At 62.4% G+C, this 23,860-nt stretch carries 23 protein-coding genes; 14 read left to right on the forward strand and 9 right to left on the reverse strand.

Going from position 1 to position 23,860, the window contains the following annotated elements; all coding sequences use genetic code 11:
• Window positions 1-148 precede the first annotated feature (148 nt).
• The 4 genes from HU742_RS09465 (at window position 149) to HU742_RS09480 (ending at window position 5,440) form a co-directional block, all read left to right on the forward strand.
• Window positions 149-1,303, forward strand: coding sequence for a glycosyltransferase family 1 protein (locus HU742_RS09465; protein ID WP_186642311.1), 1,155 nt, complete (start codon window positions 149-151; stop codon window positions 1,301-1,303).
• A complete protein-coding gene (gene glf, locus HU742_RS09470; RefSeq protein ID WP_186642312.1) occupies window positions 1,291-2,481 on the forward strand; it encodes a UDP-galactopyranose mutase in 1,191 nt (396 codons plus the stop codon). The genes HU742_RS09465 and glf overlap by 13 nt, the downstream gene beginning before the upstream one ends.
• A 64-nt stretch (window positions 2,482-2,545) precedes the next feature.
• On the forward strand, window positions 2,546-3,655 hold the full coding sequence (locus tag HU742_RS09475; RefSeq protein WP_186637933.1) for a glycoside hydrolase family 1 protein: 1,110 nt from the start codon (window positions 2,546-2,548) through the stop codon (window positions 3,653-3,655).
• 18 nt (window positions 3,656-3,673) lie between these two features.
• The gene (locus HU742_RS09480; protein ID WP_186642313.1) at window positions 3,674-5,440 is read left to right on the forward strand and encodes an ABC transporter ATP-binding protein; all 1,767 of its coding nucleotides are present in this window, start codon (window positions 3,674-3,676) and stop codon (window positions 5,438-5,440) included.
• A 47-nt stretch (window positions 5,441-5,487) separates the two neighbouring features.
• On the opposite strand, the gene HU742_RS09485 is transcribed toward HU742_RS09480, so the two are convergent.
• Complete coding sequence (locus HU742_RS09485) at window positions 5,488-6,393, reverse strand: LysR family transcriptional regulator (RefSeq protein ID WP_186637535.1); 906 nt, start codon at window positions 6,391-6,393, stop codon at window positions 5,488-5,490.
• A 100-nt stretch (window positions 6,394-6,493) separates the two neighbouring features.
• On the opposite strand from HU742_RS09485, the gene HU742_RS09490 reads away from it, so the two are divergent.
• On the forward strand, window positions 6,494-7,357 hold the full coding sequence (locus HU742_RS09490; RefSeq protein ID WP_186637532.1) for an aldo/keto reductase family oxidoreductase: 864 nt from the start codon (window positions 6,494-6,496) through the stop codon (window positions 7,355-7,357).
• A 110-nt stretch (window positions 7,358-7,467) separates the two neighbouring features.
• Window positions 7,468-8,709 (forward strand): cytochrome P450, encoded by a 1,242-nt coding sequence (locus HU742_RS09495; protein WP_186642314.1) that lies wholly within the window; start codon window positions 7,468-7,470, stop codon window positions 8,707-8,709.
• Here HU742_RS09495 and kefC read toward each other — a convergent pair.
• The 4 genes from kefC to HU742_RS09515 form a co-directional block, all read right to left on the reverse strand.
• Window positions 8,706-10,532 (reverse strand): glutathione-regulated potassium-efflux system protein KefC, encoded by a 1,827-nt coding sequence (gene kefC / locus HU742_RS09500; protein ID WP_186642315.1) that lies wholly within the window; start codon window positions 10,530-10,532, stop codon window positions 8,706-8,708. The genes HU742_RS09495 and kefC overlap by 4 nt on opposite strands.
• A gap of 1 nt (window position 10,533) precedes the next feature.
• Window positions 10,534-11,055 (reverse strand): glutathione-regulated potassium-efflux system oxidoreductase KefF, encoded by a 522-nt coding sequence (gene kefF / locus HU742_RS09505; RefSeq protein WP_186609183.1) that lies wholly within the window; start codon window positions 11,053-11,055, stop codon window positions 10,534-10,536.
• Between the two features lie 91 nt (window positions 11,056-11,146).
• Complete coding sequence (locus tag HU742_RS09510) at window positions 11,147-12,493, reverse strand: sensor histidine kinase (RefSeq protein ID WP_186642316.1); 1,347 nt, start codon at window positions 12,491-12,493, stop codon at window positions 11,147-11,149.
• Window positions 12,490-13,200: a response regulator gene (locus tag HU742_RS09515; RefSeq protein ID WP_186637523.1), complete on the reverse strand. Its 711-nt coding sequence runs from the start codon at window positions 13,198-13,200 to the stop codon at window positions 12,490-12,492. The genes HU742_RS09510 and HU742_RS09515 overlap by 4 nt, the downstream gene beginning before the upstream one ends.
• A 330-nt stretch (window positions 13,201-13,530) precedes the next feature.
• Between HU742_RS09515 and HU742_RS09520 the strand changes: the two genes are divergently transcribed.
• From HU742_RS09520 to HU742_RS09535, 4 genes are all read left to right on the forward strand, one after another.
• The gene (locus HU742_RS09520) at window positions 13,531-14,316 is read left to right on the forward strand and encodes an MlaA family lipoprotein (RefSeq protein WP_186637521.1); all 786 of its coding nucleotides are present in this window, start codon (window positions 13,531-13,533) and stop codon (window positions 14,314-14,316) included.
• Window positions 14,309-14,548: a hypothetical protein gene (locus tag HU742_RS09525; RefSeq protein ID WP_186642317.1), complete on the forward strand. Its 240-nt coding sequence runs from the start codon at window positions 14,309-14,311 to the stop codon at window positions 14,546-14,548. Before HU742_RS09520 ends, HU742_RS09525 begins: the two co-directional genes overlap by 8 nt.
• 142 nt (window positions 14,549-14,690) lie before the next feature.
• The gene (locus HU742_RS09530) at window positions 14,691-15,992 is read left to right on the forward strand and encodes an Nramp family divalent metal transporter (protein WP_186637517.1); all 1,302 of its coding nucleotides are present in this window, start codon (window positions 14,691-14,693) and stop codon (window positions 15,990-15,992) included.
• A gap of 67 nt (window positions 15,993-16,059) precedes the next feature.
• On the forward strand, window positions 16,060-16,539 hold the full coding sequence (locus HU742_RS09535; RefSeq protein ID WP_186637515.1) for a VOC family protein: 480 nt from the start codon (window positions 16,060-16,062) through the stop codon (window positions 16,537-16,539).
• A 60-nt stretch (window positions 16,540-16,599) separates the two neighbouring features.
• Here HU742_RS09535 and HU742_RS09540 read toward each other — a convergent pair whose 3' ends face one another.
• Window positions 16,600-17,001 (reverse strand): RidA family protein, encoded by a 402-nt coding sequence (locus tag HU742_RS09540; protein WP_186637513.1) that lies wholly within the window; start codon window positions 16,999-17,001, stop codon window positions 16,600-16,602.
• A 140-nt stretch (window positions 17,002-17,141) separates the two neighbouring features.
• Between HU742_RS09540 and HU742_RS09545 the strand changes: the two genes are divergently transcribed.
• Together HU742_RS09545 and HU742_RS09550 are read left to right on the forward strand one after the other, a co-directional pair.
• Complete coding sequence (locus HU742_RS09545; protein ID WP_186642318.1) at window positions 17,142-18,068, forward strand: LysR family transcriptional regulator; 927 nt, start codon at window positions 17,142-17,144, stop codon at window positions 18,066-18,068.
• Window positions 18,069-18,098: 30 nt separating this feature from the next.
• A complete protein-coding gene (locus HU742_RS09550; RefSeq protein WP_186642319.1) occupies window positions 18,099-18,491 on the forward strand; it encodes a GFA family protein in 393 nt (130 codons plus the stop codon).
• Between the two features lie 5 nt (window positions 18,492-18,496).
• On the opposite strand, the gene HU742_RS09555 is transcribed toward HU742_RS09550, so the two are convergent.
• The 3 genes from HU742_RS09555 to HU742_RS09565 form a co-directional block, all read right to left on the reverse strand.
• Window positions 18,497-19,945 carry an aldehyde dehydrogenase family protein gene (locus tag HU742_RS09555; protein ID WP_186642320.1) on the reverse strand — a complete coding sequence of 483 codons (1,449 nt, stop codon included), beginning with the start codon at window positions 19,943-19,945 and terminating at the stop codon, window positions 18,497-18,499.
• 193 nt (window positions 19,946-20,138) lie between these two features.
• Window positions 20,139-20,528 carry a RidA family protein gene (locus HU742_RS09560; protein ID WP_186637505.1) on the reverse strand — a complete coding sequence of 130 codons (390 nt, stop codon included), beginning with the start codon at window positions 20,526-20,528 and terminating at the stop codon, window positions 20,139-20,141.
• Window positions 20,518-21,654, reverse strand: coding sequence for a DSD1 family PLP-dependent enzyme (locus tag HU742_RS09565; protein WP_186642321.1), 1,137 nt, complete (start codon window positions 21,652-21,654; stop codon window positions 20,518-20,520). Before HU742_RS09565 ends, HU742_RS09560 begins: the two co-directional genes overlap by 11 nt.
• Window positions 21,655-21,749: 95 nt before the next feature.
• On the opposite strand from HU742_RS09565, the gene HU742_RS09570 reads away from it, so the two are divergent.
• Window positions 21,750-22,634 (forward strand): LysR family transcriptional regulator, encoded by an 885-nt coding sequence (locus HU742_RS09570; protein ID WP_186642322.1) that lies wholly within the window; start codon window positions 21,750-21,752, stop codon window positions 22,632-22,634.
• A 349-nt stretch (window positions 22,635-22,983) separates the two neighbouring features.
• Window positions 22,984-23,832, forward strand: coding sequence for a transporter substrate-binding protein (locus HU742_RS09575; RefSeq protein ID WP_186642323.1), 849 nt, complete (start codon window positions 22,984-22,986; stop codon window positions 23,830-23,832).
• The last annotated feature ends 28 nt before the right edge of the window (window positions 23,833-23,860 follow it).

A 23,860-nucleotide genomic window follows, 5' to 3' on the forward strand; every position in this document is an offset into this window, starting at 1 on the left:
GGAACGGCATCGAAATCGCCTTTCTCCAACGTCCACAAGGCAGCGCGTGAGGGATGTGTTCAGGCCTTGTCTGGCAGGCAGGGCAGTGCCAGGTCCTCGCCAGGAATTGTGCTCGGTCCAGCATCGGTCTCTAGAAAAGGAAACTCATATGAATCAACAAGAACAGCTTCTTCCCCAACACGGCGCCGCTGCCGCCACGGGCTTGCGACCTACGCTTCTGTGCCTGTCGCACTTGCGCTGGGGCTTTGTCTACCAGCGTCCCCAACACGTGATGTCGCGATTGGCCAAGGATTACGACGTGCTGTTTTTCGAGGAGCCGATATTCGAGGGCCGGCAGTCCGCGCACCTGGAAACCTACGCGGTGGCTGAGGGTGTGACGGTGTTGGTGCCCAGGCTTCCCGAAGCGCTGGATGAAACCCAGGTGATAGACGCGCAGCGTGAGTTGCTCGATGCCTGGCTGGCCGAGCACTGGCCGAATGAATTGATGCTCTGGTACCTCACGCCGATGAGCCAGGCTTTCACCGATCATCTGGAACCCAATGTAGTGATCTTCGATTGCATGGACGAGCTCTCGGCCTTCAAGTTCGCGCCGCCCGCGTTGGTGGAAATGGAACGCCGGTTGATGGTCAAGGCCGATGTGGTGTTCACCGGCGGCTACAGCTTGTGGGAAGCCAAGCGGCAACATCACGACAACGTCCATGCCATGCCCAGCAGCGTCGACATCGCGCACTTCGGCGCAGCCCGGCAGCCGATTCCCGACCCGGCGGACCAGGCCGATATCAGCCATCCACGGCTGGGTTTCTTCGGCGTCATCGATGAGCGTTTCGATATCGAGCTGGTAGGCGAGCTGGCGGCGCTGCGGCCCGACTGGAACATTGTATTGATCGGGCCGGTGGTGAAGATCGATCCGCAGACGTTGCCGCGCCTGTCGAATATCCATTACCTGGGCGCCAGGCAATATGACGAACTACCGGCTTATCTGGCGGGATGGGACGTGGCGTTGATGCCGTTCGCCCTGAACGAATCCACACGCTTCATCAGCCCCACCAAGACGCCCGAATACCTGGCGGGTGGTTGCCCTGTGGTGTCTACGCCAATTCGCGATGTCGTCAATGGCTACGGCGAGAGTGGGGTGGTGGCCATTGCCGATTCGCCCCAGGGGTTCATCGACGCGATTCAGGCCGCGCTGGACTTGCGGACCCAGCCAGGGGTGATTGCGCAGTATGCCGACAAGGCGCTGGACGGCATGTCTTGGGACAAGACCTGCGCCCAGATGAAGGAGCAGATCGAATGCCAACGATAACCCTCGATACCCTCGGCACCCTCGGTACATTTCAGGACAGCGCGCCGTATGACTATCTGATCGTCGGTGCCGGTTTCGCTGGCAGCGTGTTGGCCGAGCGGCTGGCCGAAGGGTTGGGCAAGCGCGTCCTGCTGGTCGATCGTCGCGATCACATCGGTGGCAATGCATACGACCATCTAGATGAGGCGGGCGTGTTAGTCCACCGCTACGGGCCGCACATCTTCCACACCAATGCCCAGCGCATTGTCGATTACCTGTCGCGGTTCACCGAATGGAGACCGTACGAGCATCGGGTCCTGGCCCAGGTCGATGAGCATCGCGTGCCGATTCCCATCAACCTGACGACGCTCAACACGCTGTTCGGGCTGTCCATGGATGAAGCGCAAGCCGAAGCGTTCCTGGCGCAACGGGCAGAACCTGTGGACCCGATCCGCACCTCCGAAGACGTGGTCATCAACCAGATCGGGCGCGAACTCTACGAGACATTCTTTCGCGGCTACACCCGCAAGCAATGGGGCCTTGACCCTTCGCAACTGGACAAATCGGTGACCTCGCGAGTGCCGACACGCACCAACACGGACGATCGGTATTTCACCGACCAGTTCCAGATGATGCCCTTGCACGGCTACACCCGGATGTTCGAGCGCATGCTCGACCATCCGAACATCGATGTGCTGTTGTCCACCGATTTCAGGACCGTGCGCGAACGCATCCCTCATCGTGAGCTGGTGTATTGCGGGCCTATCGATGAGTACTTCGATCATTGCTTTGGCCGACTGCCCTATCGCTCGTTGCGTTTCCAGCATGAAACCATCGATCAGGAGCAGTTCCAGCCGGTGGCGGTGGTCAATTACCCGGACGAGGCGGTGCCCTACACGCGCATCACCGAATACAAGCACCTCACCGGCCAGCAACACCCGCGCACCAGCGTGACCTACGAGTTTCCCTGTGCCGAGGGCGACCCGTATTACCCAGTGCCACGCGCGGAGAACGCCGAGCTGTACAAACGCTACAAGGCGTTGGCTGACGAAACACCGGGGGTGACTTTCCTCGGTCGGCTGGGCACCTATAAGTACTACAACATGGACCAGGTGATAGGGCAGGCGCTCGCGCTGTATCAGCGCATCGCCGAGCAGGAAGGTGTCGAGTTGAAGGCCCACGAGGTCGAGCCAGGTTGATGCCTGGCTCTGCGATCGAGCACAGGGAGACAGCATCGTGCAGCAAAGGATCTTCAGCAGTTTCATGATGGCCGGCTATGAATGCTCGTCCCAACGGCGTGCCGATGGGCGTCGGTTGGACATGCTCGCCGCGACCCGCCACGACCGATGGGCAGAGCAGGATTATCGCCAGCTCGCCGACCTCGGCATTCGTTGCGCCAGGGACGGCCTGCGTTGGCATTTGATCGAGCAGCAACCAGGCCGGTATGACTGGAGCAGCTTTTTGCCGATGCTGCGCGCGGCCCGACGTTGTGATGTGCAAGTGGTCTGGGACTTGTGTCATTACGGCTATCCCGACGACCTGGATATCTGGCGTCCGGCCTTCGTCGAGCGGTTTGCCCGGTTCGCCGGCGCCGTGGCGCGGCTGATGCGCGAGGAAGGAATCGAAATCCCGTTCTACTCGCCGATCAATGAAATCTCGTTCTGGAGTTGGGCCGGCGGGGATGTCGCCTATTTCAATCCGGGTGCGCAAGGTCGGGGCACGGAACTCAAGCACCAACTGGTGCGGGCGAGCATCGCGGCGATCGAGGCGATTCGCGAGGTGATTCCCGGGGCGCGGTTTGTCCAGTGCGATCCGCTGATCAACGTGCTTTCCTCATCGCGCAGAACCGAAGACGTCGAGGCCGCCGAGGCGTATCGCCAATCCCAGTTCGAGGCCTGGGATTTGCTCACCGGTCGAAGTTGGCCAGGGCTGGGCGGACGAGAAGAGTACCTGGATATCCTCGGTGTGAACTTCTACCCCCATAACCAGTGGTTCCTTCACGGTGGTCGGATCGAGCAGGGAAGCGCGGATTATCGTCCGTTGGTGGGCATGCTCAGTGAAGTCCACCAACGTTATCGCAGGCCCTTGTTGCTCTCGGAAACCGGGGCCGAAGACACTGCCCGCGTGCCCTGGCTGCACTCCATCGGTGAGCAACTGGCGCTGGCCATCGGGCGCGGTATGCCGATAGAGGGCGTGTGCTGGTACCCGTTTCTCGACTACCCGGGCTGGGACGATGATCGCTACTGTCCCACCGGTGTGTTTGGCTATGCCGACAGCGAGGGCAGCCGCGCGTCTTTTCATCCGCTGCATAGGGCGATGAAAGAGTTGCAGGCGCGGTTTGCCTCAGCCAGGGCGACTGAGCAGCTGCAATGAACGGGGAGCGGCGATGAAATGAACAGTCAGCCCGCGCAAGGATTGCCGTTGCCCAATACAGCGATTGCCTTCCTGTGGCGGTACGTCACGTTGAGGCCGTGGCACTTCGCGACGCTATTGCTGTTGGTAGTCGGCGCCGCGAGTTGCGCTGTCGCCGTGCAGTTCGGCATGAAGTTGCTAGTGGACGCCATGGCCCAGGGCAGGGAGGCCGCCGGTCACGTGTGGCTGCCGTTCACGGTGTTCATTGCTCTGATCGTGGTGGAAAACCTGTTCTGGCGGTCGGGTGGCTACCTGGGTTGCCGCACCGTGGTCGCCAGTTGCGCGGACCTGCGGATCGACCTGTTCAATCATTTGACGGGCCACCCGATGCGCTATTTTTCCGAGCATTTTGCCGGGGCACTGGCGAACCGGATTTCCTCGGCGGGGGCGGCGGCCGGGTCGATCTACGGTGGCCTCGCCTGGAAAATCATTCCGCCTTGCGTTGATTTCATCGGCGCCGTGGTGGTGCTGTTTACCGTGCGATTTTCGATGGGCATCGCATTGATTGGCGCCGTGGTCGCCGTGGCCTCGCTGATCACCGTGATGGGCTTGCGTGGGCGCAGCCGGCATATCGATTTCGCTTCGCAGTCGGCGCGGGTTGGGGGTGAATTGGTCGATCAGGTGTCCAATGTCTGGACGATCAAGGCGTTCTCTGCCCGCCACCGCGAGCGGCGCCGACTGGAGCAGGCGATTGGCGTCGAGGCCAGGGCCCAGCGCCGTAGCTGGATCTACCTGGAAAAAGCCCGGGTCCTGCATGACATCTGCTTGTCGATCATGGCCGGCGGCATGCTCGGTTGGTCGATTCTGCTGTGGCAGGACGGGCAGATCACGCCGGGCGATGTGGTGATGGTCAGCGCGTTGTCGTTTCGCATCTTGCACGGCTCACGGGACTTGGCGCTGGCGCTGGTGGACACCTCGCAGCAGATGGGTGTCATCGCCGAAACCCTGCGCATCATCGTCCAGCCTCACGCCCTCAGCGACACCCCGGCGGAGTTGGCGCCTGGGCGCGGCAACATCCAGTTTATCGACGTCACCTACAGCTACGCCGACGGCCGTGGCGCAATCAAGCATTTGTCCCTCGACATTCCGGCCGGCCAGAAAATCGGGATCGTCGGGCCTTCGGGGGCGGGCAAGTCGACGCTGATCAACCTGGTCCAGCGCTTGGACGATGTGCGTAGCGGGGTGATCCTGATCGATGGGCGGGACGTGCGCTCGGTCAGCCAGGATAGCCTGCGCAGCCAGATCGCCGTAGTGCCGCAGGAGCCGGCGTTGTTCAATCGGACCATTTACGAAAACATCGCCTATGGCCAGCCCGATGCCAACGAGGCGCAAGTGATCGACGCGGCCCGCCATGCCTATTGCGAAGAATTCATCCGCAGCCTGCCGGAAGGGTTCAACACCTTGGTGGGCGAACGTGGCGTGATGCTCTCGGGCGGCCAGCGCCAACGCCTCGGGTTGGCGCGAGCGTTCCTCAAGGACGCGCCGATCCTGATCCTCGACGAAGCCACCTCGGCGCTGGACTCCGAATCTGAGGCCAAGGTCCAGATGGCGCTGGATGACTTGATGCGCGGCCGCACCGTGCTGGCGGTGGCGCACCGGTTGTCGACGGTCGCGCGGTTCGACCGGATCCTGGTCCTTCAGGCCGGAAGAATTGTCGAAGACGGTTCGCCCGATGAACTGCGCCAGCGCGAAGGGCCGTTCCAGACGTTGTGGCAGGCCCAGGGAATGGAACTGGGCAAGACCTAGTTGCTTTTGAAGGGATCCTGGAGAAACGTGCCTGCGCCCCGACCCGCTCAGCTACCGCGGTTCTCATTGATGAAATCCACAAACGCCCTCAGCGGCGAGGGCAGGTAGCGGCGGCCGGGGTAGTAGAGAAACGGTCCGGTAAAGCGCTGCCACCAGGGTTCGAGTACCGGCTCGAGGACGCCACTGTCGAAGTAGGGCCGCAGCCAGTCCTCGAACAGATAGACAATGCCCAGCCCATCCACTGCGGCTTGCACTGACAGGTCCACCGCGCCGCCGATCCGCACGATCAATGGGCCGCTCGGGTCGACGCTGATGGTTTCGCCATCTCGTTCATATTCCCAGAGCGGCATGGCGCCGCTGGGGAACTTGCCCCGCAGGCACGCATGTTCCAGCAGATCCCTTGGATGCTCCGGCCTGCCCCTGGCGTCTAGGTACGCGGGTGCGGCGGCGGTGGCGAAACGCTGGAATCGTGGCCCGATGGGCAGGGCGATCATGTCTTGCTCGAGGCGTTCGTCGTAGCGAATACCCGCGTCACACCCGGCGGCGAGCATGTCGACGAAGCTTTCTTCGGTAACCACTTCCAGGCGAATGTCGGGGTAGCTCTTGAGGAACGGCGCGATGATCGAGGGCAATACCAGGCGCGCGGCGCTGACCGGGACGTTCAACCTGAGGGTGCCCGAGGGCCGGTCGCGAAAGTCGTTGACCACGTCCAGCGCGGATTCGACCTCGCCCAGGGCCGGCACGATGCGCTCCATCAACCGCGCGCCGGCCTCGGTCGTCGCCACGCTGCGGGTGGTGCGGTTGAGCAGGCGCACGCCGAGTCGGCTTTCGATCCGCCGTACGGCGTCGCTGAGGCTCGAGGCGGATCTGCCGCTCAGCCGGGCGCCCTCGCGAAAGCCGCCCGCATTGACTACGGCCACAAAGGCCAGCAAGTCTTGAATATCCGTCGCCATTGTTCTCTCCACCGTACAACCCGTCCGGATTGCACCTGATTATCAGTGGAGTGGTCAACGCCTATAGTCGGCTCACGCACATTTATCCAAGGGGTACGCGATGAGCAAGGCAGATAACGCAGGGAAGTTTTTACTGGGCGATCGTACGGTCAATCGCATGGGTTACGGCGCGATGCAACTGGCGGGACCGCAGGTCTTCGGACCTCCCAAGGATCCGGCGGCGGCCATCGCCGTGCTGCGCGAAGCCCTGGCGGCCGGAGTCAATCACATCGACACCGCGGATTTCTATGGGCCTCATGTCACTAACCAACTGATCCGTGAGGCGCTGCACCCTTACGCCGACGACCTGGTCATCGTGACCAAGGTCGGCGCGGTTCGTGGCGCCGATGCGTCATGGAACCCGGCCCAGAGCTCCGCCGAGCTGACCCGAGCGGTGCACGATAACTTGCGCAACCTCGGCGTCGAGGTGCTGGATGTGGTCAATCTGCGGGTCATGGGCGATGTGCATGCGCCCGCTGAGGGATCGATTAAAGAGTCCTTCACGGCATTGGCGGAGCTGCAACGCCAGGGTCTGATCCGCCATTTGGGCCTGAGCAATGTCACCGCCTCGCAGGTCAAGGAAGCCCAAGGCATCGCCAAGGTGGCCTGCGTGCAGAATCACTACAACCTGACTCACCGCGACGACGAACACCTTATCGCCGAGTTGGGCCGGCAGGGCATTGCCTACGTGCCGTTCTTTCCGCTCGGTGGTTTCACGCCGCTGCAGTCGGAGACTCTTTCCGCCGTAGCGGCGCGGCTGGAAGCGTCACCGCTGTGCGTTGCGCTGGCGTGGCTGCTCCAACGGGCGCCGAATATCCTGTTGATTCCCGGTACGTCGTCAGTGGCGCACCTGCGGGAAAACCTCACGGCGAGCGAGCTGCGGATTCCTACGCAAATGCTGGCTGAGCTTGAACATATGGCGTAGCCAGACGAAGCAGACGTTCATCGGTGCCGTCTCTGCGCGGCGCCGAAAAATCGAACAGCGCCCGGCCAGTCGATGTCCCAGACGTATGATTGTCAGGCAGGGATTTCGTTATGGCGGACTCTGGTATTCCCGGCCATCGCTGGGTCGATTCAACATGGGCCTTCTTGCAGGAGGGCTACCCTTTCATCCGCAAGCGTTGCGCGAAGTATCGCAGCCCGGTCTTCCAGACAAGGCTGCTGGGGCGGCGCACGCTTTGCCTCAGTGGGCTTGAGGCGGCAGAGCTGTTTTACGATGCCCGGCGCTTTGTCCGAACACCCACGTCGACGCCGGCACCGCTGCGCAACATCCTGTTGGGCACGGGCAGCGTCCAAGGCCTGGATGGGGCGCCTCATGCGCGACGCAAGCAGCTGTTTCTCGAGCTGTTGGACACGCAGAACGTGCAGCGCCTGGCCCGGCTCTTTGAGGCGCGCTTGAGTGAGGCGATCGCCAGGCTGCCGGCGAACCAGCCGTTCGATTGTCTGCCCTGGCTGGAGGCGCTGCTGTGTCGGTCGGTCTGCGAGTGGGCGGGCGTTGCGCCGATGAATGATCAGGCGATGCACCGCCTGACTCGCCGGCTCGCCTCGCTGATCGATGGCAATGGCCGCCTTGACTGGCGCATGCCGGCCGCCTGGATGCGACGCAAGGCCTGCGAAGCCCAGGCCGTCGGCTGGATCGAAGAGTGCCGGCGCGAGGGCGATTCAGCGGCGCAGCAATCCCCGCTGCACAAACTCGCCCAGCACCGCGATGACCAAGGTCAGTTGCTCCCACCCCACGTAGCGGCGGTCGAGTTGCTTAACCTGTTGCGCCCCGTGGTGGCGGTGGGGCGCTTTCAGTTGTTCGGGCTTATCGAATTGGAACGTCGGCCGCAATGGCGGGCCAATATCGTAGCCAACGAGGGTGCGGCCTGGGCTTTCTCCGAGGAAGTGCGGCGCTTTTACGCGTTCTTTCCGATGGTGGCGGCGTTCGTGCGCGAGCGTTTCGAGTGGCGAGGCTATCGCTTCGAAAAAGGCACTCGGGTGTTGCTCGATCTGTTTGGCAGCAACCGTGATCCGTCGCACTGGAAAACCCCGGAGAGCTTCGCTCCCGAACGTTTCGGCCAGTGCCCGATGAAAACCTCTGTCATCAGCCAGGGCGGCGGTGAATACACGTATCACCGCTGCCCGGGCGAGCCGCTGACGCTGGCCCTGATGCAGCAGACCTTTGAATATCTGTGCCGCCATGTGCATTGGCGGCTGGACGTGAAGGAGGTCGATTTTCAGCGCCTGCCCATGTTGCCCAGGGAGCCGGTGCTGATATCGGTGGTAACCGGCTAGCTGCGCGCCTCATCCGTTTCGTTTCGGTGATGTTCCGGCCAACTGTCGACGGGGCGCGCGCGGTCTTCGTTGAACATCTCGGTGAGCAATGCGTTGGCCCGCCGGTAGGCGTCGTGCCGGAACTTGAGGTCGTCTTCCGGCTGGGCGACGATTTCTTCGAGCATCTGCAGGTTGAGGCGACGGAACTGATCGGCGCGCTCACGCGCCTCGTATGCTCCGACACCCATTTGCACCAGCGCACTGCGGCCCAACGCCAACGCGCTCTCGAAGGTTTCCCGCTCGGCGATTTCTACGCCCATCTGACGCAGGTTGATCAGGTGGCCCATGTCCCGCGCGCGAACGACGAGTTTCAGCATGGGGAAGTGCTCCTGGGCCAACCGGGTCAGTGTCAGGTTGTCTTGCTGATCGTCGATCGCATTGATCAGCACCGCCGCCTGGGCCGCCCCGGCCGCGTGCAGCAGATCGAGGCGCGTGGCGTCGCCGTAGAACACCTTCACGCCGAATTTTCGCAGTGTCTCGATGTTGTCGGGGTCGTGATCCAGGACCACCACCTCGACGCCGCAGGACATCAGCAAGCGTCCGGCGATCTGCCCGAAACGGCCGAAGCCGGCGATGATCACCCGCGGGTTCTGCTGGTCGACGAGGTCGGATTCCTGGCGGCCTTTTTTGCCGGCCGACTCGATCCGCTCCAACACCAAAATGAGCAAGGGCGTCACGCACATCGACAACGCCACCGCCAGCGTCAGGCTCTTGCCCCACTGGTCGGTCAGGATGCCGGCCAGCGTCGCGGCGCCGAACACCACGAAGGCGAACTCACTGCCCTGGCCGAGCAATACCGCCTGCCAGGAACGCTGGCCGGCGGGAACATTCAGGAAGCGACTGACGGTCTTGATCACCAGCAGTTTGATCAGGATGAACCCGAGGGTCAGGGTGATGACTTTCAGCGGTGAGTCGATCAGCGTGCCGAAATCGATCGACATGCCGACGCCGATGAAGAACAACCCCAGTAGCAGGCCCTTGAACGGTTCGATGTCGCTCTCCAGGGCATGGCGGTATTCGGAACTGGCCAACAGCACACCGGCGAGGAAGGCGCCCATGGCCATCGACAGGCCGGCTTCTTCCAGCAGAAAGCCGAAGCCGAACACCAGGAACAACGCCACGGCACTGAAGATTTCACGCAGGCCCGAGCGCGCGGCGAAGCGCAGCAGCGGTCGCGTCACGTAACGCCCGAGCAGCACGACGACGCTGATGGCGGCGACGATCTTGACGATCGACAACGCCAGGGCGGTACCCGACGGTGTGGTGCCGTGGGCCGAGAGCAACGGGATCATGGCGACCAGGGGAATGGCCGCGATGTCCTGAAACAGCAGCACGGCAAAGCTGCTGCGGCCCACGGCGGTCGCGGTCAGGTTGCGTTCGCTCATTGCCTGCATGGCGATGGCCGTGGAGGAAAGGCTCAGGGTCAGGCCTACCAGCAATGCCGCCGTCCAACCCAGCCCGAGCGCTGCGCAAAACGCCGCAATGGCGGCACCGCAAGCGAGCATCTGTAGCGCGCCGCCACCAAACACCATCCGACGCAGCGCCCACAGGCGTTTGGGATCGAGCTCAAGGCCGATGATGAACAGCATCAGGACCACGCCGATTTCGGCGAACTCCAGGATGGCCTTGACGTCGGTAATCAACTTCAGCCCCCACGGGCCGATCACGCAGCCGGCCAGCAGGTAACCCAGCACCGGGCCCAGGCCGAAACGTACGGCAATCGGTACGATCAACGTCGCCGAGGCCAGGTAGATCAGCATTTCAATCAGGCTATGGGTCTCCATATCAATCTTCCTTCCAGGCGGCCAGGCGTTCGCCGTAGTGTTCGATTTGTGCGCGTTGGGCGTCGGATTCGGCGGCATACGCGCCATGCACGACCACCGGCTCCAACCAGCGCATGTGGCAGTAAAGCGCGGTCGCCTGGAGGGGCTGGGCCAGCACGCAAAAGCCTGGATAGGCGCCCATCTGGAAATGATCGTGTTCGCCGCCGGTGGTCACCGCCCAGAGCAGGCTTTTGTCCGTGAGGGCCGTTGCGCCTTTGCCGTACGCCCAGCCGTGGGTAAACACCTTATCGATCCATAATTTCAGCAGGGGCGGCATGCTGTACCAGTACATCGGATGCTGGAGCACGACCAAGCCTGCCTGTTCGACGGCGCGCTGTTCGGCCTCGACGTCGATGTCGAAGTTGGGATAGAGGTCGTAGAGAGACCGTATCACCACGTGCGGATGGGTGGACGCGCGCTTGAGCATTTGCTGGTTGACCCGCGACTGGTCGGGGTAGGGATGGGCGTAAACGATCAGGATCATCAGGCAATTCCAGGCGACTGGGTCCAAGGCAAAAGGCCGGACATCCTACCGGGGAAGGCGTGTGATGTTTAGGGCATTGTTCGCCCAGGGGTCAATTGAGCGGGAGCGTGACTTTGACCTCCAGGCCACCATCGCGCCGATTCCTGAGGGTCAGCGTGCCGCCATGCTCCAGCACTGTCGCCCGCGCCGCCGACAGGCCCAGGCCGACGCCGCCGGTGTTCTTGTTGCGTGAACCCTCGATGCGAAAGAATGGCGCGAAGACTTGCTCGTGAAATTGCGGCGCGATGCCCGGACCGCGATCGAGGACGCGGATCTCGACGCAGTCCGTGTAGGCCTTGAGCTGGACGCTGGGCTCGGTGCCGTATTTGATCGCGTTGTCGATCAGGTTGGTCAGCGCACGTTTTATCCCAATAGGCCGGCCCACATAGACAAAGCGCTGGGCGCCCGCAAAGTAGACCTCGATACCTGCGTCCCTGAGGTCATCGACGACCGTATGCAGCAGTTCCGCCAGGTCGAATGCCGTGGCGTGCTCGAGCCGCGCTTCGTCGCGGAAGAATTCCAGCGCGGCGTTGACCATCGCCTGCATTTCGTCGACGTCCCTGAACAACCTCGATTGCTGTTCGGCGTCCTCAATGAACTCGCCGCGCAGGCGCATGCGGGTCAGTGGCGCCCGCAAGTCGTGGGAGATGGCGGCGAGCATTTGCGTGCGGTCCTGGACGAAGTGCTTGAGCTGGGCCTGCATGGCGTTGAAGGCCAGGATCGCCTGGCGTATTTCGTGGGGGCCGACGACCGGGATGGGCGGCGCCCGGAAATCCACGCCGAAGCGCCGGGCACCCTCGGCGAAGCGTTCCAGCGGTGTCGCCAGGTGCCGCGTGGCAATCAGGGCGACGACCAATGTCGAGAGCAGGATAAGCGCGATAATGATCAGGTTGCGCTGCCATTCCCCCAGTCCCCAGCTGCGTGACGCCACGGATAGGTCCACCCAGGTATGGTCCGCCAGCTCGATGATCAGGGCGTAGCGCCGGGCGGGGTCCTCGGCGGGCCAGTCCCCCGGCTCGTAGGCCTCGATGCGGGCGTCGGGCCTGCCCAGTTGACGACGCAAAAACGCCGAGCCCTCGCTGAACTCCGGGTCGTCGACGATGGGCAACCGCGCCTCTTCATGGCGCTGCAACCACTGCACGCTGAGCCCTTGGTCGCTGGCGGCCTTGGCAATGTCGAGCCGTTGTCCGGGGGCGACCGAGTCGATGATGCGGGTGATGGCCGCAGCCTTTTCCATCAGGCCGGTTTCCATCAGGGGAGGGCGCGCCCAGGCACCGGCCAACAGGGAAAACAATTCGTTGAGGGCCAGCAACGTCAGCATCGCGACCATGGTAGTCAGGGCGATCCAGCGCGCGACCGTGTCCCGTGGCCGAGGCACTTTGGCGCGCTGGCCGGTCATCGTTTCACCACGTGGGGACTGAACAGGTAGCCGCTGTTGCGAACGGTGCGGATCATCGATGGGCCCGTAACGTCGGACTCCAGTTTGCGTCGCAGTCGGCTGACCTGGACATCGATGCTGCGGTCAAACGCATCGAAGGTTTCGCCACGAGCCATATCGAGCAACTGCTGGCGGGTCAGTACGCGGCGCGAGTGTTCGGCGAACACCAGCAGCAGCTCGAATTCACCGGCCGACAGCGGGATCATGACCTTGTCGGGGGAGCGCAATTCGCGCCGGGTGACGTCCAGCTGCCAGCCTTCGAATTCCAGGACCGGCCGGCTCGAATCTCCCAAGGCGCCCCTGGCTTCGCCGGTGCGCCTGAGGACGGCGCGCACCCGGGCCAGCAGCTCCCGCGCGTCGAAGGGTTTGGTCAGGTAATCGTCGGCGCCCATTTCCAGGCCGACGACGCGATCGCTCAACTCGCCCATGGCGGTGAGCATGATGATGCCGACCCGGTGTTCGGTCCTTAACCGTTGGCAAAGCACCAGCCCGTTATCGCCGGGGAGCATGACGTCAAGAATGATCAGGTCTGGCTGCCGACGTTCCACCGCTCGCCACAAGGCGTTGCCGTCGGCGGCGACCTCAACGCTATAGCCATGTTGTTCAAGAAACTTGCGCAGGAGGGCGAGGACTTCGAGGTCATCGTCCACCAGGAGTAAATGGCTCACGGTGGTCACGTCGGGCAGTGAATACGGGGTCAATACTAGGGTGATTGCGGGGTGCGCGTCATATATTTCAATCCGGAAATAAAGCGACCGGCGCGCAACATTGCGGAAATCTTCGGGCAAGAAAACCGCGGCAGGATTGCGTCGATGTCAGCCAGTGAAGCTGTGCACTGAACCCTGTGGCGAGGGAGCTTGCTCCCGCTTGAGTGCGAAGCGCTCATGGATTTTTGGGGGCCGCTTCGCGACCCAGCGGGAGCAAGCTCCCTCGCCACGGGTTTGGTGTTCGGCTTTCAACGGGTAGGCACTCCTCATTCCTCGCCGAGATAATTCTGTATGCCGATCGCCAGACCCGCGCCGCTGCTTGCTCGATCCACCGTCGTCGTTGCGCTGGCGGCGTTCGCCAGCGGTTGCACCAGCACACCCGCCGCCACGCCGGGCAGTTGCCAGCCTGCTCCCTACGCCGTGCACGACCCCGTCGAGCCGGTGAACCGCGGCATCTTCGCCTTCAACCGCACGCTCGACGACTACGCGTTGGCCCCCGTCGCCCGGGGTTATCGCAAACTGCCGGACATGTTCCAGACCGGCGTGCACAACTTCGTCGCCAACTTCGGCGAGCCCAAGGTGTTCATCAACGATCTGTTGCAAGGCAACGGGCAGCGCTCGGTCACCACCCTGGGGCGTTTTGTCATTAACACCACCGTGGGCATCGTCGGGCTGATCGACGTGTCGGGCAAAATGGGCATCGAGCGCCACGAGGCCGATTTCGGCCAGACCTTCGGCGTCTGGAACATCGCCCCCGGGCCGATTGTCGAGCTGCCACTGTTTGGCACTGGCAACTTGCGGGACGCGACCGGCAAGGTGGTGAGCTTCGCCGTGGACCCGTTCGGCAGCAACAGCGATACCGTCGAGACGTTGGGCACGATCAAGACCGTTGGCGGTGTCGTCGATGGCCGGGCGGAGGCGCTGCCGCTTACCGACAAACTCCAGGCCAAACCTGATTATTACGTGGCGCTTCGTGACGTGACCGCGCAACGGCGCGCCGACTTCGTCGCCGAGGGCAAGCTGGGCTCCGTGCAAGACGAGCCGCAATGCCAGGAAGAAGGGGCCGCGGATGAATAGCGAAGCACTGGTCCTGCATCGGCGGGTGAAAAACCTCGGCCAAGGTGCGCTGCACTGTCATGAAGTCGAACTGCGGCTTGCCGAGGATGGCCGGCACGTGTTGCTCAGCCGCTATGTCGAACGGTACCGGCATGACCAGGCGGGTTTGAACGCGGTTCAGCATTATCGCGTGCCAGTGGCGAGCGTGATTCGCTGGATGATCAACCATGGCGAGCTGGGGAATGTCCCGTGAGGGCTTACCGTAGTGGCGTTTTCCCATACCTCAGACTTTGAAATATTTTTACACATTTCCAGTCTAATTATAGTTGTACGATGTCGTACGAAATATGATGGACTGTCTCCGTTCTCACAAAAAAAATAACGGAGATCCATCCATGTCGAGCATTCCTTCCGTAGAAGGCAAGGCCAGTGCCCCCGCGCAAGGTCGCTTCACCCGACTGTTAAAGCTACTTGGCCCCGGTATCATCGCGGTACTGTCCTGGCTGGGCGCTGGCGACCTCATCACATCTTCCGTGGCCGGCGCGAACTACGGCTACGCGATGATGTGGGTGCTGGCGGTGTCCCTGCTGCTTCGATACCTGATCGTCAACATCATTGCGCGCTTCCAGCTCTGCAATAACCAGGGCATGACCATCCTGCAAGGCTACGCACAACTGAACCCGTTTTTTGCCTGGTTCATGCTGGTGTACGCGCTGCTCATGGGGCATCTGATGAATGCCTACATGATCAAGGGCGCCGGTGAGGCCTTGGCCATGCTGCTCAAGACGGACTACGCGCTGCTCTGTTCGGTGGCGGTGGTGCTGGCGGTGTGGATGCTCGTCGGGCGCAATATCTACACGATGATCGAAGGCGTGATGAAGGTGCTGCTGGCGATCATGACGCTGGCGTTCCTGGCGCTGGCGGTGATGTCCGGACCGGATGTCGCTGGTATCGTCAAAGGCACCATCGGCTTCAGCATCCCGCCCGATGAAGGCGTGCACGGTGCGCTGCTGGTGGCGGTGTCGGTGATCGGTGCTGTGGCGGGTTCCATCGCCAACTTCGTCCACCCCTACGTCATGCGCCAGAAAGGTTGGGTCGGGCCGGAGCACAAGCGCATCCAGCGTAACGACCTGCTGTTTGCGGTGTTCGTCGGCATCGTCATCAACCTGGCGATCTGGATTGTCGGCGCGGAAATCCTGCGGCCCAACGGCATTGAGGTCAACACCTTGGGCGACCTGGGCAAGGCCCTGGAAATCTTCTTCGGCCCGATCGGTTGGTACGTCTTCTTCATCGGTGTCTTCGCCACCTTGTTTGCCAGTATTTCCGGCAAGACCACGGCGTTCCCGATGCTCATCACCGACGCTTTCCAGCACGTCAAGCCCGAGCGTCGCGAGCGTTATGGCAAGGAGTTCCATCGCGACCCGATGCACAAGTGGTTCATGTTGTTCATTCTCGTGACACCGCTGATCTGGTCGCTGCCGGGCATGCCGGACTTCGTGACCCTGACCATCGGTGTCAATGCGCTGAACATCATTGGCTTGCCGGTAATTTCCCTGGGCCTGTTGATCATGTCCAACCAGAAGTCGTTGCTGAGCAAGGAATACCGCAACAACCTGTTCGAAAACATCGCCCTGGTCTTTGCCACTGGCCTGGCGCTGTGGGTCGCATTCCAACTGGGCGTCGATCTGTTCACCTGAGGCCTGGTCATTCACCTTCGCGGGGGGCTGCTAGACTTCACCGTCCAGTCCCTTTCGGAGAAGCGCAATGAACAATAAGAACAGGATCTGTCTCTGGTACGACGGCACTGCGCAGGAAGCGGCGGAGTTCTATGCAAGGACGTTTCCCGACAGCGCAGTGGACGCCATCCATCATGCGCCGGGCGATTACCCTGCCGGCCAGCAGGGCGATGTGATCACCGTGGACTTCACGGTGATCGGCATCCCTTGTATCGGGCTCAACGGCGGCGCGATGTTCAAGCACAACGAGGCTTTTTCGTTCCAGGTCGCCACCGATGACCAGGCCGAAACGGACCGCTTGTGGAACGCGATCATCGACAACGGCGGCCAGGCCAGCGCCTGCGGCTGGTGCAAGGACAAATGGGGCGTGTCGTGGCAGATCAGTCCCCGCGTGCTGGTCGATGCCGTCACCAGCACCGACAAGGCTGCCGCCAAGCGTGCCTTCGAAGCCATGATGACGATGACCAAGATCGACATCGCGGCGATCCAGGCAGCGGTGAAAGGTTGACGCTTCGCCATCGCGGACCTGCTCGCGATGGCATTGCTTTGTCGCCCTCAGGTCAACGCGTTACCTGTCGCCTTCAGGCAATTTGGCGATCACCTTGATCTCGAACTGAAAACCATACAGCCACGTCACGCCCACCGCCGTCAGCGTCGGGTGCGGCGCGTTGCCCCAGAATTCGGGCACGACGCTCCAGACCCGCTCGAAAATCGACTGCGGGTCGACCATGAAGACCGTGACATCGACCACATCGTCAAAGCTGCAATCAGCGGCGGCGAGTATCGCCTTGAGATTGTTGAAGGCGCGGCGGACCTGGTCTTCCAGCACGGGCTCGGGCGAGCCATCCTCAGTGCTGCCGACTTGCCCGGAGACGAACAGGAAACCATTGGAACGAATCGCCGGCGAATAGCGGTTGCGTTCGTATAGCGCCTGGCGTCCGGGTGGGAAAACTACGTCACGCGGTGTCATGGGAACCTCCGGAAATCATGTGGAACGACGCGAATTCATCGTTGCAGTCACTCTAGGGGCTTGTACCCGGGCGATAAACGAGCAACCTTGGCGCTCACTGTTCGTGAATCCCAAACAATCTGACGGAGGCGGCGGAGAAGATGGATCGTTTCGATGCGATGCAAGCGTTTGTTCGAGTGGTGGAGGCGGGCAGTTTTACCAAGGCGGCGCAAACCCTGCACATGAGCAAGACCACCGTGACCCAGTTGGTGCAGCAGCTCGAGGCACGCTTGCGGGTCAAGCTGCTCAACCGCACGACGCGCAAGGTCAATGTCACCGCTGACGGTGCAGTCTTCTATGAGCGAGCGATTCGCCTGCTGGCTGACATGGACGATGCCGAGACCAGCCTGTCGGGCGCCCAGGCGCTGCCTCGAGGGCGTCTGCGGGTTGATGTGCCGAGCCCGCTGGCCGCGATGATCCTGGTGCCGGCGCTGCCGGCTTTTCATGCCCGCTATCCGGACATCCAGATCGACATGGGCGTGAGTGATCGCATCGTCGACATCATTGATGAAAACGTCGATTGCGTGGTGCGTGGCGGTGAACTGAAGGATCAGTCGCTGATCGGCCGGCGCGTCGGCAACCTGGCCCTCGGCGTCTTCGCCGCGCCGAGTTACCTGGCGCGCGTGGGCACGCCCGTTCATCCCCTGGAACTGGAGGATTCCGAGCACCGCATCGTCGGTTTCCTCTGGGCACGCACCGGCAAAGCGCTGCCTTACGCCATGCACAACCTCGACGAGCGCCTGCACATCAAGGGGCGCTACGTCGTGGCGGTCGACGATGGCAACGCTTACCTCGCCGCAGGCTTGGCGGGGTTGGGAATACTCTGGCTGCCCAGCTACATGTCACGACTCCACGAGGCGCAGGGTACGCTGGTGCCGCTGTTCGCAGGCTGGCGCCTGGACCCGATGCCGCTCTACGTGGCTTATCCGCCGAACCGTCACATCAGCGCCAAGTTGCGAGTGTTCATCGACTGGGTGGTCGAGCTGATGGCGCAACATGCACCTATCCTTGATCGGCACACGTCATGAAAACATTCTCGATAGCAGAGGAGATGCACGATGGACCGATTCACCGGCGGTTGCCTGTGCGGCAACATTCGCATTGAAGCTTCGGGGCGCCCATACCGGATCGGCCTTTGCCACTGCCTCGATTGCCGCAAGCACCTTGGTGCACTGTTTTACGCCGCCGCCGTGTTCCCCGAGGACGCGGTGACGATCAAGGGCGAAACCCGGGACTATGCTGGACGCCATTTCTGCCCCACCTGCGGCTCATCCCTGTTCGCCCGCAGTGGCGACGAAATCGAAGTGCACCTCGGCGCGCTCGACGCCCCCGACCAACTGACGCCCACTTACGAATGCTGGACCGTGCGCCGTGAGTCCTGGCTGCCGCCGTTTGCGCTGGCCCGGCACTACGAACGTGATCGTGAGGGCACGGGGCGGCTCGAGGAGTAGGGCGGTCACTCGAACCCGACAATCGCCTTGATTTCCAGATACTCCTCAAATCCATGGACCCCATATTCGCGTCCGTTTCCCGAGCGCTTGTAACCACCGAACGGCGCCATGGGATTCCAGGCCGGGTAGTTCAACAACACTTGCCCGGCGCGGATGCGCGCAGCCACGGCGCGGGCCTGATCGAGGTCCTGGCCTTGGACATGGGCGCCCAGGCCGTAGACGGTGTCGTTGGCGATGGCCACTGCTTCATCCACCGTGTCGTAGGGGATGATGCACAGCACCGGGCCGAAGATTTCCTCCTGGGCGATGCGCATGCCGGTGCTGACGTGAGAGAACACCGTCGGCCGGGTGTAGAAGCCTTTTTCAAAACCGGCTACGCGCCCCGGACCGCCGCAGAGCAGTTTTGCCCCTTCATCCAGGCCCGCTTCGATCATGGCCTGCACGCGCTTGAACTGTGCCTCGTTGGCGATCGGGCCCAGTACGGTTTCCTCCGACAAGGGGTCGCCGACGATGATCGCGTTGGCGGTGGCCGCGGCCAGCGCCTCGACTTCCGCCAGGCGGTTGCGCGGCACGATCATTCGGGTCGGTGCGCTGCACGACTGGCCGACATTGCGGAACGCCGACATCACTCCCGGCGGCACCGCTTTGGCAAAGTCCGCATCGGGCAGCAATATGTTCGGTGACTTGCCGCCCAGCTCCTGGGTGACGCGCTTCACCGTGGTGGCGGCGGCTTGCGCGACCAGGGCGCCCGCGCGGTTGGAGCCGGTGATGGAGATCATGTCGATCTCGGGGTGCACGGCCATGGCCGCGCCGACTTCGGCACCGCCGCCGTTGACGAGATTGAACACGCCCGCCGGCAGACCGGCGTCATGCACCAATTGGGCGAACAACAGGGCGCTCAAGGGGGACAGTTCGCTGGGCTTGAGCACCACGGTGCAACCGGCGGCAATCGCCGGGGCAACCTTGGCGGTGATCTGGTAAAGCGGCCAGTTCCACGGGGTGATCAGGCCGCAGACGCCGATGGGTTCGCGCACGATGGCCGTGCCGTTTTCGACGTGCTGGAAGTGATAGGAAGTCAGCACATCGCGCGCGACCCGAACGTGCTCAGCGGCCAATGGCACCTGCATGGACCGTGCGAAACCGATGGCCGCGCCCATCTCCAGGCACAGCACCTGGGCCAGCGCTTCCTTGCGTTCGAGCATCAGCTCGTGAATCTTGCCGACGATCAACGCACGATCCGCCACCGGCGTTGCGGCCCAGTTGGGAAACGCCGCGCGAGCCGCGGCGACGGCGCGGTCAACGTCTTGGGAGGAGCCCTGGGCGACCTCGGCGATAATTTCCTCGGTGGCGGGATTGATCACCGATAGCGTCGTTGATCGGGCCGGAGACTGCCAGCGACCATCGATATAAAACTGCCCGGTGGTTTGCGCAATATTCGAGGTTTGGGTGGTCATCCAACGGGCTCCTGGGGCAGTGACGACGCTGCCGAAAGCAGGTCGTGATTCTTCCCGATAAACTAACAAAGCGGCCCTGGCGGGATGTGCCGTTGTTGAGCCTGGCAAAGAACAATCTGCTGTATCTGCCAGGCTAACTTCGCAAAAAATGTAGCGACATCGGTTCCGGGGGGCTGAGGTCTATTTCATGCCCTTAACCGCCACCGGCCAGCGCTTCGATTTCAATCAGGTACCCGTGATGCAGAGCCGGCACGGGGACCACTGCACGTGCGGGTCGATGGTCGCCCAGATAGCGCGTGTAGATCCGGTCGAACGCAGGCCAGTGCTCAATGCCTGCGATGTACACCGTCACCTTCAACAAGTCACTTGGACGCCGGCCCGCCGCGCCGAGAATCGCCATCAAGTTATCCAGGGCGACGGTCACTTGCACCTCGAAGGGCTCGCCAATGCGGTGGCAGCCATCGGCGCGTATCGGCAATTGTCCCGAGACATACAGCATGCCCTGGTACGCGACCGCTTGGGAGTAATGTCCGCCTGGCGCTGCGGCATCAAGGGTCTGGATAAAATCGATTTCACCAGCCATGCAGGCGACTCCAGGTTTGCACCTCGCCGGTGTCCTTGCAGGCGTGGTAATGGGGAAACTGCGCGCCGGTGGCGCAGGCATGGTTGGGCAGGATGCGCAGGCGGTGGCCGACCGGGAAGCGCGTCGTGATATCGAAGCCCGTGGCATCGGCGAGGGTGATGATGCCGTGTTCCTGATTGGCGCCCGTGAGCAGTGCGCCCTCGATCCATTCGCCGGCTTCGGTGCACACTTGTCCATAGCCGAAATCCCGCTGCTGACGTTGGGTCCCGCGGTCGCGGCTCATGGCCATCCAGCCAGCATCAGTGATGATCCAGCCTTTGTCGGGCTGATGGCCGATGACGGTGGTCAGTACGCTCAGCGCCAGCTCATCCGGCTGGCAGACGCCAACGTTCTGCATCACCAGGTCGAAGAACACATAGACGCCAGCGCGCACTTCGGTCACGCCCTCCAGGCTCAGCGCCGACAACGCAGTGGGCGTCGAACCGATGCTGACTTGCGGGCAGGCCAGCCCGGCTTCGCGCAGACGTTGGGCGGCGCTGACGCAAGTGCTGCGTTCCTGTTCGGCCAAGACTTGTAGCGCCTGCGGGCTGTCGAGTTCGTAACTGGAGCCGGCGTGGGTCATGACCCCGCAAAGCGGCATGCCGCCGTCGTTGAGCAACCGTGCAATGGCGATGAGTGAGTCGTCATCGACCCGCAGGCCGGATCGATGGCCGTCGCAGTCGATCTCGATCCAGACGTCGAAACGCGCGTCGTGCTGCTGGCCGAAATCAACAATGGCCTGCGCTCCCGCCAGGCTGTCGGTGAGGATGCCCAGGCGGCAACCCTTGCGCTTGAGGATCAGAGCTTGAGGCAATTTTCCGGGCGCCATGGCGACGGCATAAAAGATATCCTCGATGCCAGCGGCGAAGCAATGTTGCGCTTCCTTTAAAGTGGACACGGTGACGCCGCTCGCACCCGCGTCGATCTGCGCCTGGACCACCGGCAAGCATTTGCTGGTCTTGATGTGCGGCCGCAAGCGCACGCCCAAGGCGTCCATGCGCTGCTGCATGCGCTGGATATTGCGGTGCATGCGTGTGACGTCGATCAGGGCGCAGGGGGTATCGAGCGTGGTGATTGAGGCTGGCATGGGCTGGACTCGGTTGGCTGGGACTGGCGTGACTCTACTCAGTCAGCGTGAAGTCGTGGTTCAATGCGCCATCATCAATCATTAAGTTGAACTGAATGATCAGCCTTGAAGACCTGCGCATGACCGTGACATTGGCGCGTTCCGATTCTTTGAGCGCTGCCGCCAGGGCGCTGGATGTCTCGCCCCCCGCGCTGTCGATGCGCCTGCGCAAGCTGGAGGCATTGCTCGGCCTGACCCTGGCCAACCGCGACGCGCGGCGCCTGAGCCTGACGGCCGACGGCGAGCGTTTCGCCCAACAGAGTGCGAGCTTGCTGGAACAGCTTGAAGCGCTACCCGAGTCGTTCAGGCGCCGCAATGATCAACTGGTCGGCACTCTCAGGTTGGCGGCGCCGTTCGGCTTCGGGCGTCAACGCGTTGCGCCGCTGCTGGCGCGTTTTGCCCGGCTGCATCCGCAGTTATGCCTCCATCTCGATTTGCGGGAAACGCCTTGGCCCGATCGTCACGACAGCGATGCGGTGATCCACATCGGCAACCTCAGCGACAGTCTTTGGGTCGCCCGCCCCCTGACCTCGAATGAACGATGGCTCTGCGCGAGCCCGGCCTATCTGGAGCAACACGGTATGCCTACGTCACCCGAGCAACTCGCCGGGCACCGCTGCATTTGCATCCGTGAAAACGACGAGGATGTCACGCTGTGGCACCTGCGCAACGAGCAACGGCGCAAAACCCTGCGCATCAAGCCGGCCTTGATGAGCAACGATGGCAGCGTGGCCCGGCGCTGGGCGGAGGAGGGCCTGGGGCTGGTGTTACGTTCGCAGTGGGACGTCAGCAAATCCGTGACCGAAGGACGGCTGGTGCGCGTGCTCGCGGACTGGCGGTTCGACAGCGCACCGATCAATTTGCTGGTGCCCTCGCGCACGTTGCGCAGTGCGCGGGTGCAGGCGTTGGTGAGCTTCCTTGAGGCAGAGCTTAAAAGCTGATCGTGGCGCTTGGTGTGCGGTGCAACGTCGGTTTCTCTCGAACCGCATCGTAGGCATCCCGGTGAGGCTGGCCGTCCAACGGCTCTCTTTCGGTGCGACGGGGGTAGCCGGCACTCGCCGACGCTTCGGGATGGGGCCTTTGTAACCGGCCGCCGTAGCCAACGGTAGCAACCCAATTTCGCGCCGCAACGGCGCTTAGCCGTTGGCTTTTTCTATCTGGCTGATTTCATTCGCTTTCCATTTATCCCTCCCCAGGGCCGAAAGGCTGTGGCACACTTTCTGCTGTCTATTCCGTTGTTACATACCATGTTCCGGTATAGCGGAATAAACTCACCTTGGAGTGCTTGCCATGCAACGCCGACCTTCCTTGTTCAAAGCGTGTGTTTTTTTCTTCGCAGCCACGACGGCTGCCGTGGGTGTCGCCCAGGCGGCCGACAGCAAGCTCGACAGCGTGCTGCAACGCGGGAAATTGATCGTGGGCACCGGCAGCACCAACGCGCCGTGGCACTTCCAGGGAGCGGATGGCAAGTTGCAGGGGTTCGATATCGACATTGCGCGGATGGTCGCCAAGGGTCTGTTCAATGATCCGGAGAAAGTCGAGTTCGTGGTGCAGTCGTCCGATGCGCGGATTCCCAACCTGCTGACCGACAAGGTCGACATGAGTTGCCAGTTCATCACCGTCACCGCCAGTCGCGCCCAGCAAGTGGCGTTCACCCTGCCTTACTACCGCGAAGGGGTGGGTCTGCTATTGCCGGCCAACAGCAAGTACAAGGAGATCGAAGACCTCAAGGCGGCGGGCGATGACGTCACCGTGGCGGTGTTGCAGAACGTCTATGCCGAAGAACTGGTGCACCAGGCGTTGCCCAAGGCCAAGGTCGATCAATACGACAGCGTCGACTTGATGTATCAGGCGGTGAACTCCGGCCGCGCCGATGCCGCCGCCACCGATCAGTCTTCGGTCAAATACCTGATGGTGCAGAACCCTGGGCGCTACCGCAGCCCGGCCTATGCCTGGAGCCCGCAAACCTACGCCTGTGCAGTCAAGCGCGGCGACCAGGACTGGTTGAACTTCGTCAACACCGCGCTGCACGAGGCCATGACCGGCGTGGAATTCCCCACCTATGCGGCGTCGTTCAAGCAGTGGTTCGGTGTCGAGCTGCCGTCGCCCGCCATTGGTTTTCCGGTTGAATACAAATGACCCTGTGAGCCCGGAGCGCCACATCAAG

Origin of the sequence: Pseudomonas marvdashtae (assembly GCF_014268655.2) — a bacterium.
Classification (GTDB): Bacteria; Pseudomonadota; Gammaproteobacteria; order Pseudomonadales; family Pseudomonadaceae; genus Aquipseudomonas; species Aquipseudomonas marvdashtae.

Bases quoted from the DNA above. Each gene is read 5' to 3' on its own strand.
- kefF (WP_186609183.1), bottom strand. From the start codon at position 11,055: ATGATCCTGATCGTTTACGCCCATCCCTACCCCGACCAGTCGCGGGTC.
- HU742_RS09475 (WP_186637933.1), top strand. From the start codon at position 2,546: ATGATGGCCGGCTATGAATGCTCGTCCCAACGGCGTGCCGATGGGCGT.
- HU742_RS09560 (WP_186637505.1), bottom strand. From the start codon at position 20,528: ATGGCTGGTGAAATCGATTTTATCCAGACCCTTGATGCCGCAGCGCCA.
- HU742_RS09570 (WP_186642322.1), top strand. From the start codon at position 21,750: ATGATCAGCCTTGAAGACCTGCGCATGACCGTGACATTGGCGCGTTCC.
- HU742_RS09525 (WP_186642317.1), top strand. From the start codon at position 14,309: ATGAATAGCGAAGCACTGGTCCTGCATCGGCGGGTGAAAAACCTCGGC.
- HU742_RS09465 (WP_186642311.1), top strand. From the start codon at position 149: ATGAATCAACAAGAACAGCTTCTTCCCCAACACGGCGCCGCTGCCGCC.
- HU742_RS09550 (WP_186642319.1), top strand. From the start codon at position 18,099: ATGGACCGATTCACCGGCGGTTGCCTGTGCGGCAACATTCGCATTGAA.
- HU742_RS09530 (WP_186637517.1), top strand. From the start codon at position 14,691: ATGTCGAGCATTCCTTCCGTAGAAGGCAAGGCCAGTGCCCCCGCGCAA.
- HU742_RS09495 (WP_186642314.1), top strand. From the start codon at position 7,468: ATGGCGGACTCTGGTATTCCCGGCCATCGCTGGGTCGATTCAACATGG.
- glf (WP_186642312.1), top strand. From the start codon at position 1,291: ATGCCAACGATAACCCTCGATACCCTCGGCACCCTCGGTACATTTCAG.
- kefC (WP_186642315.1), bottom strand. From the start codon at position 10,532: ATGGAGACCCATAGCCTGATTGAAATGCTGATCTACCTGGCCTCGGCG.
- HU742_RS09565 (WP_186642321.1), bottom strand. From the start codon at position 21,654: ATGCCAGCCTCAATCACCACGCTCGATACCCCCTGCGCCCTGATCGAC.
- HU742_RS09535 (WP_186637515.1), top strand. From the start codon at position 16,060: ATGAACAATAAGAACAGGATCTGTCTCTGGTACGACGGCACTGCGCAG.
- HU742_RS09510 (WP_186642316.1), bottom strand. From the start codon at position 12,493: ATGACCGGCCAGCGCGCCAAAGTGCCTCGGCCACGGGACACGGTCGCG.
- HU742_RS09480 (WP_186642313.1), top strand. From the start codon at position 3,674: ATGAACAGTCAGCCCGCGCAAGGATTGCCGTTGCCCAATACAGCGATT.
- HU742_RS09540 (WP_186637513.1), bottom strand. From the start codon at position 17,001: ATGACACCGCGTGACGTAGTTTTCCCACCCGGACGCCAGGCGCTATAC.
- HU742_RS09575 (WP_186642323.1), top strand. From the start codon at position 22,984: ATGCAACGCCGACCTTCCTTGTTCAAAGCGTGTGTTTTTTTCTTCGCA.
- HU742_RS09555 (WP_186642320.1), bottom strand. From the start codon at position 19,945: ATGACCACCCAAACCTCGAATATTGCGCAAACCACCGGGCAGTTTTAT.
- HU742_RS09520 (WP_186637521.1), top strand. From the start codon at position 13,531: ATGCCGATCGCCAGACCCGCGCCGCTGCTTGCTCGATCCACCGTCGTC.
- HU742_RS09485 (WP_186637535.1), bottom strand. From the start codon at position 6,393: ATGGCGACGGATATTCAAGACTTGCTGGCCTTTGTGGCCGTAGTCAAT.
- HU742_RS09490 (WP_186637532.1), top strand. From the start codon at position 6,494: ATGAGCAAGGCAGATAACGCAGGGAAGTTTTTACTGGGCGATCGTACG.
- HU742_RS09545 (WP_186642318.1), top strand. From the start codon at position 17,142: ATGGATCGTTTCGATGCGATGCAAGCGTTTGTTCGAGTGGTGGAGGCG.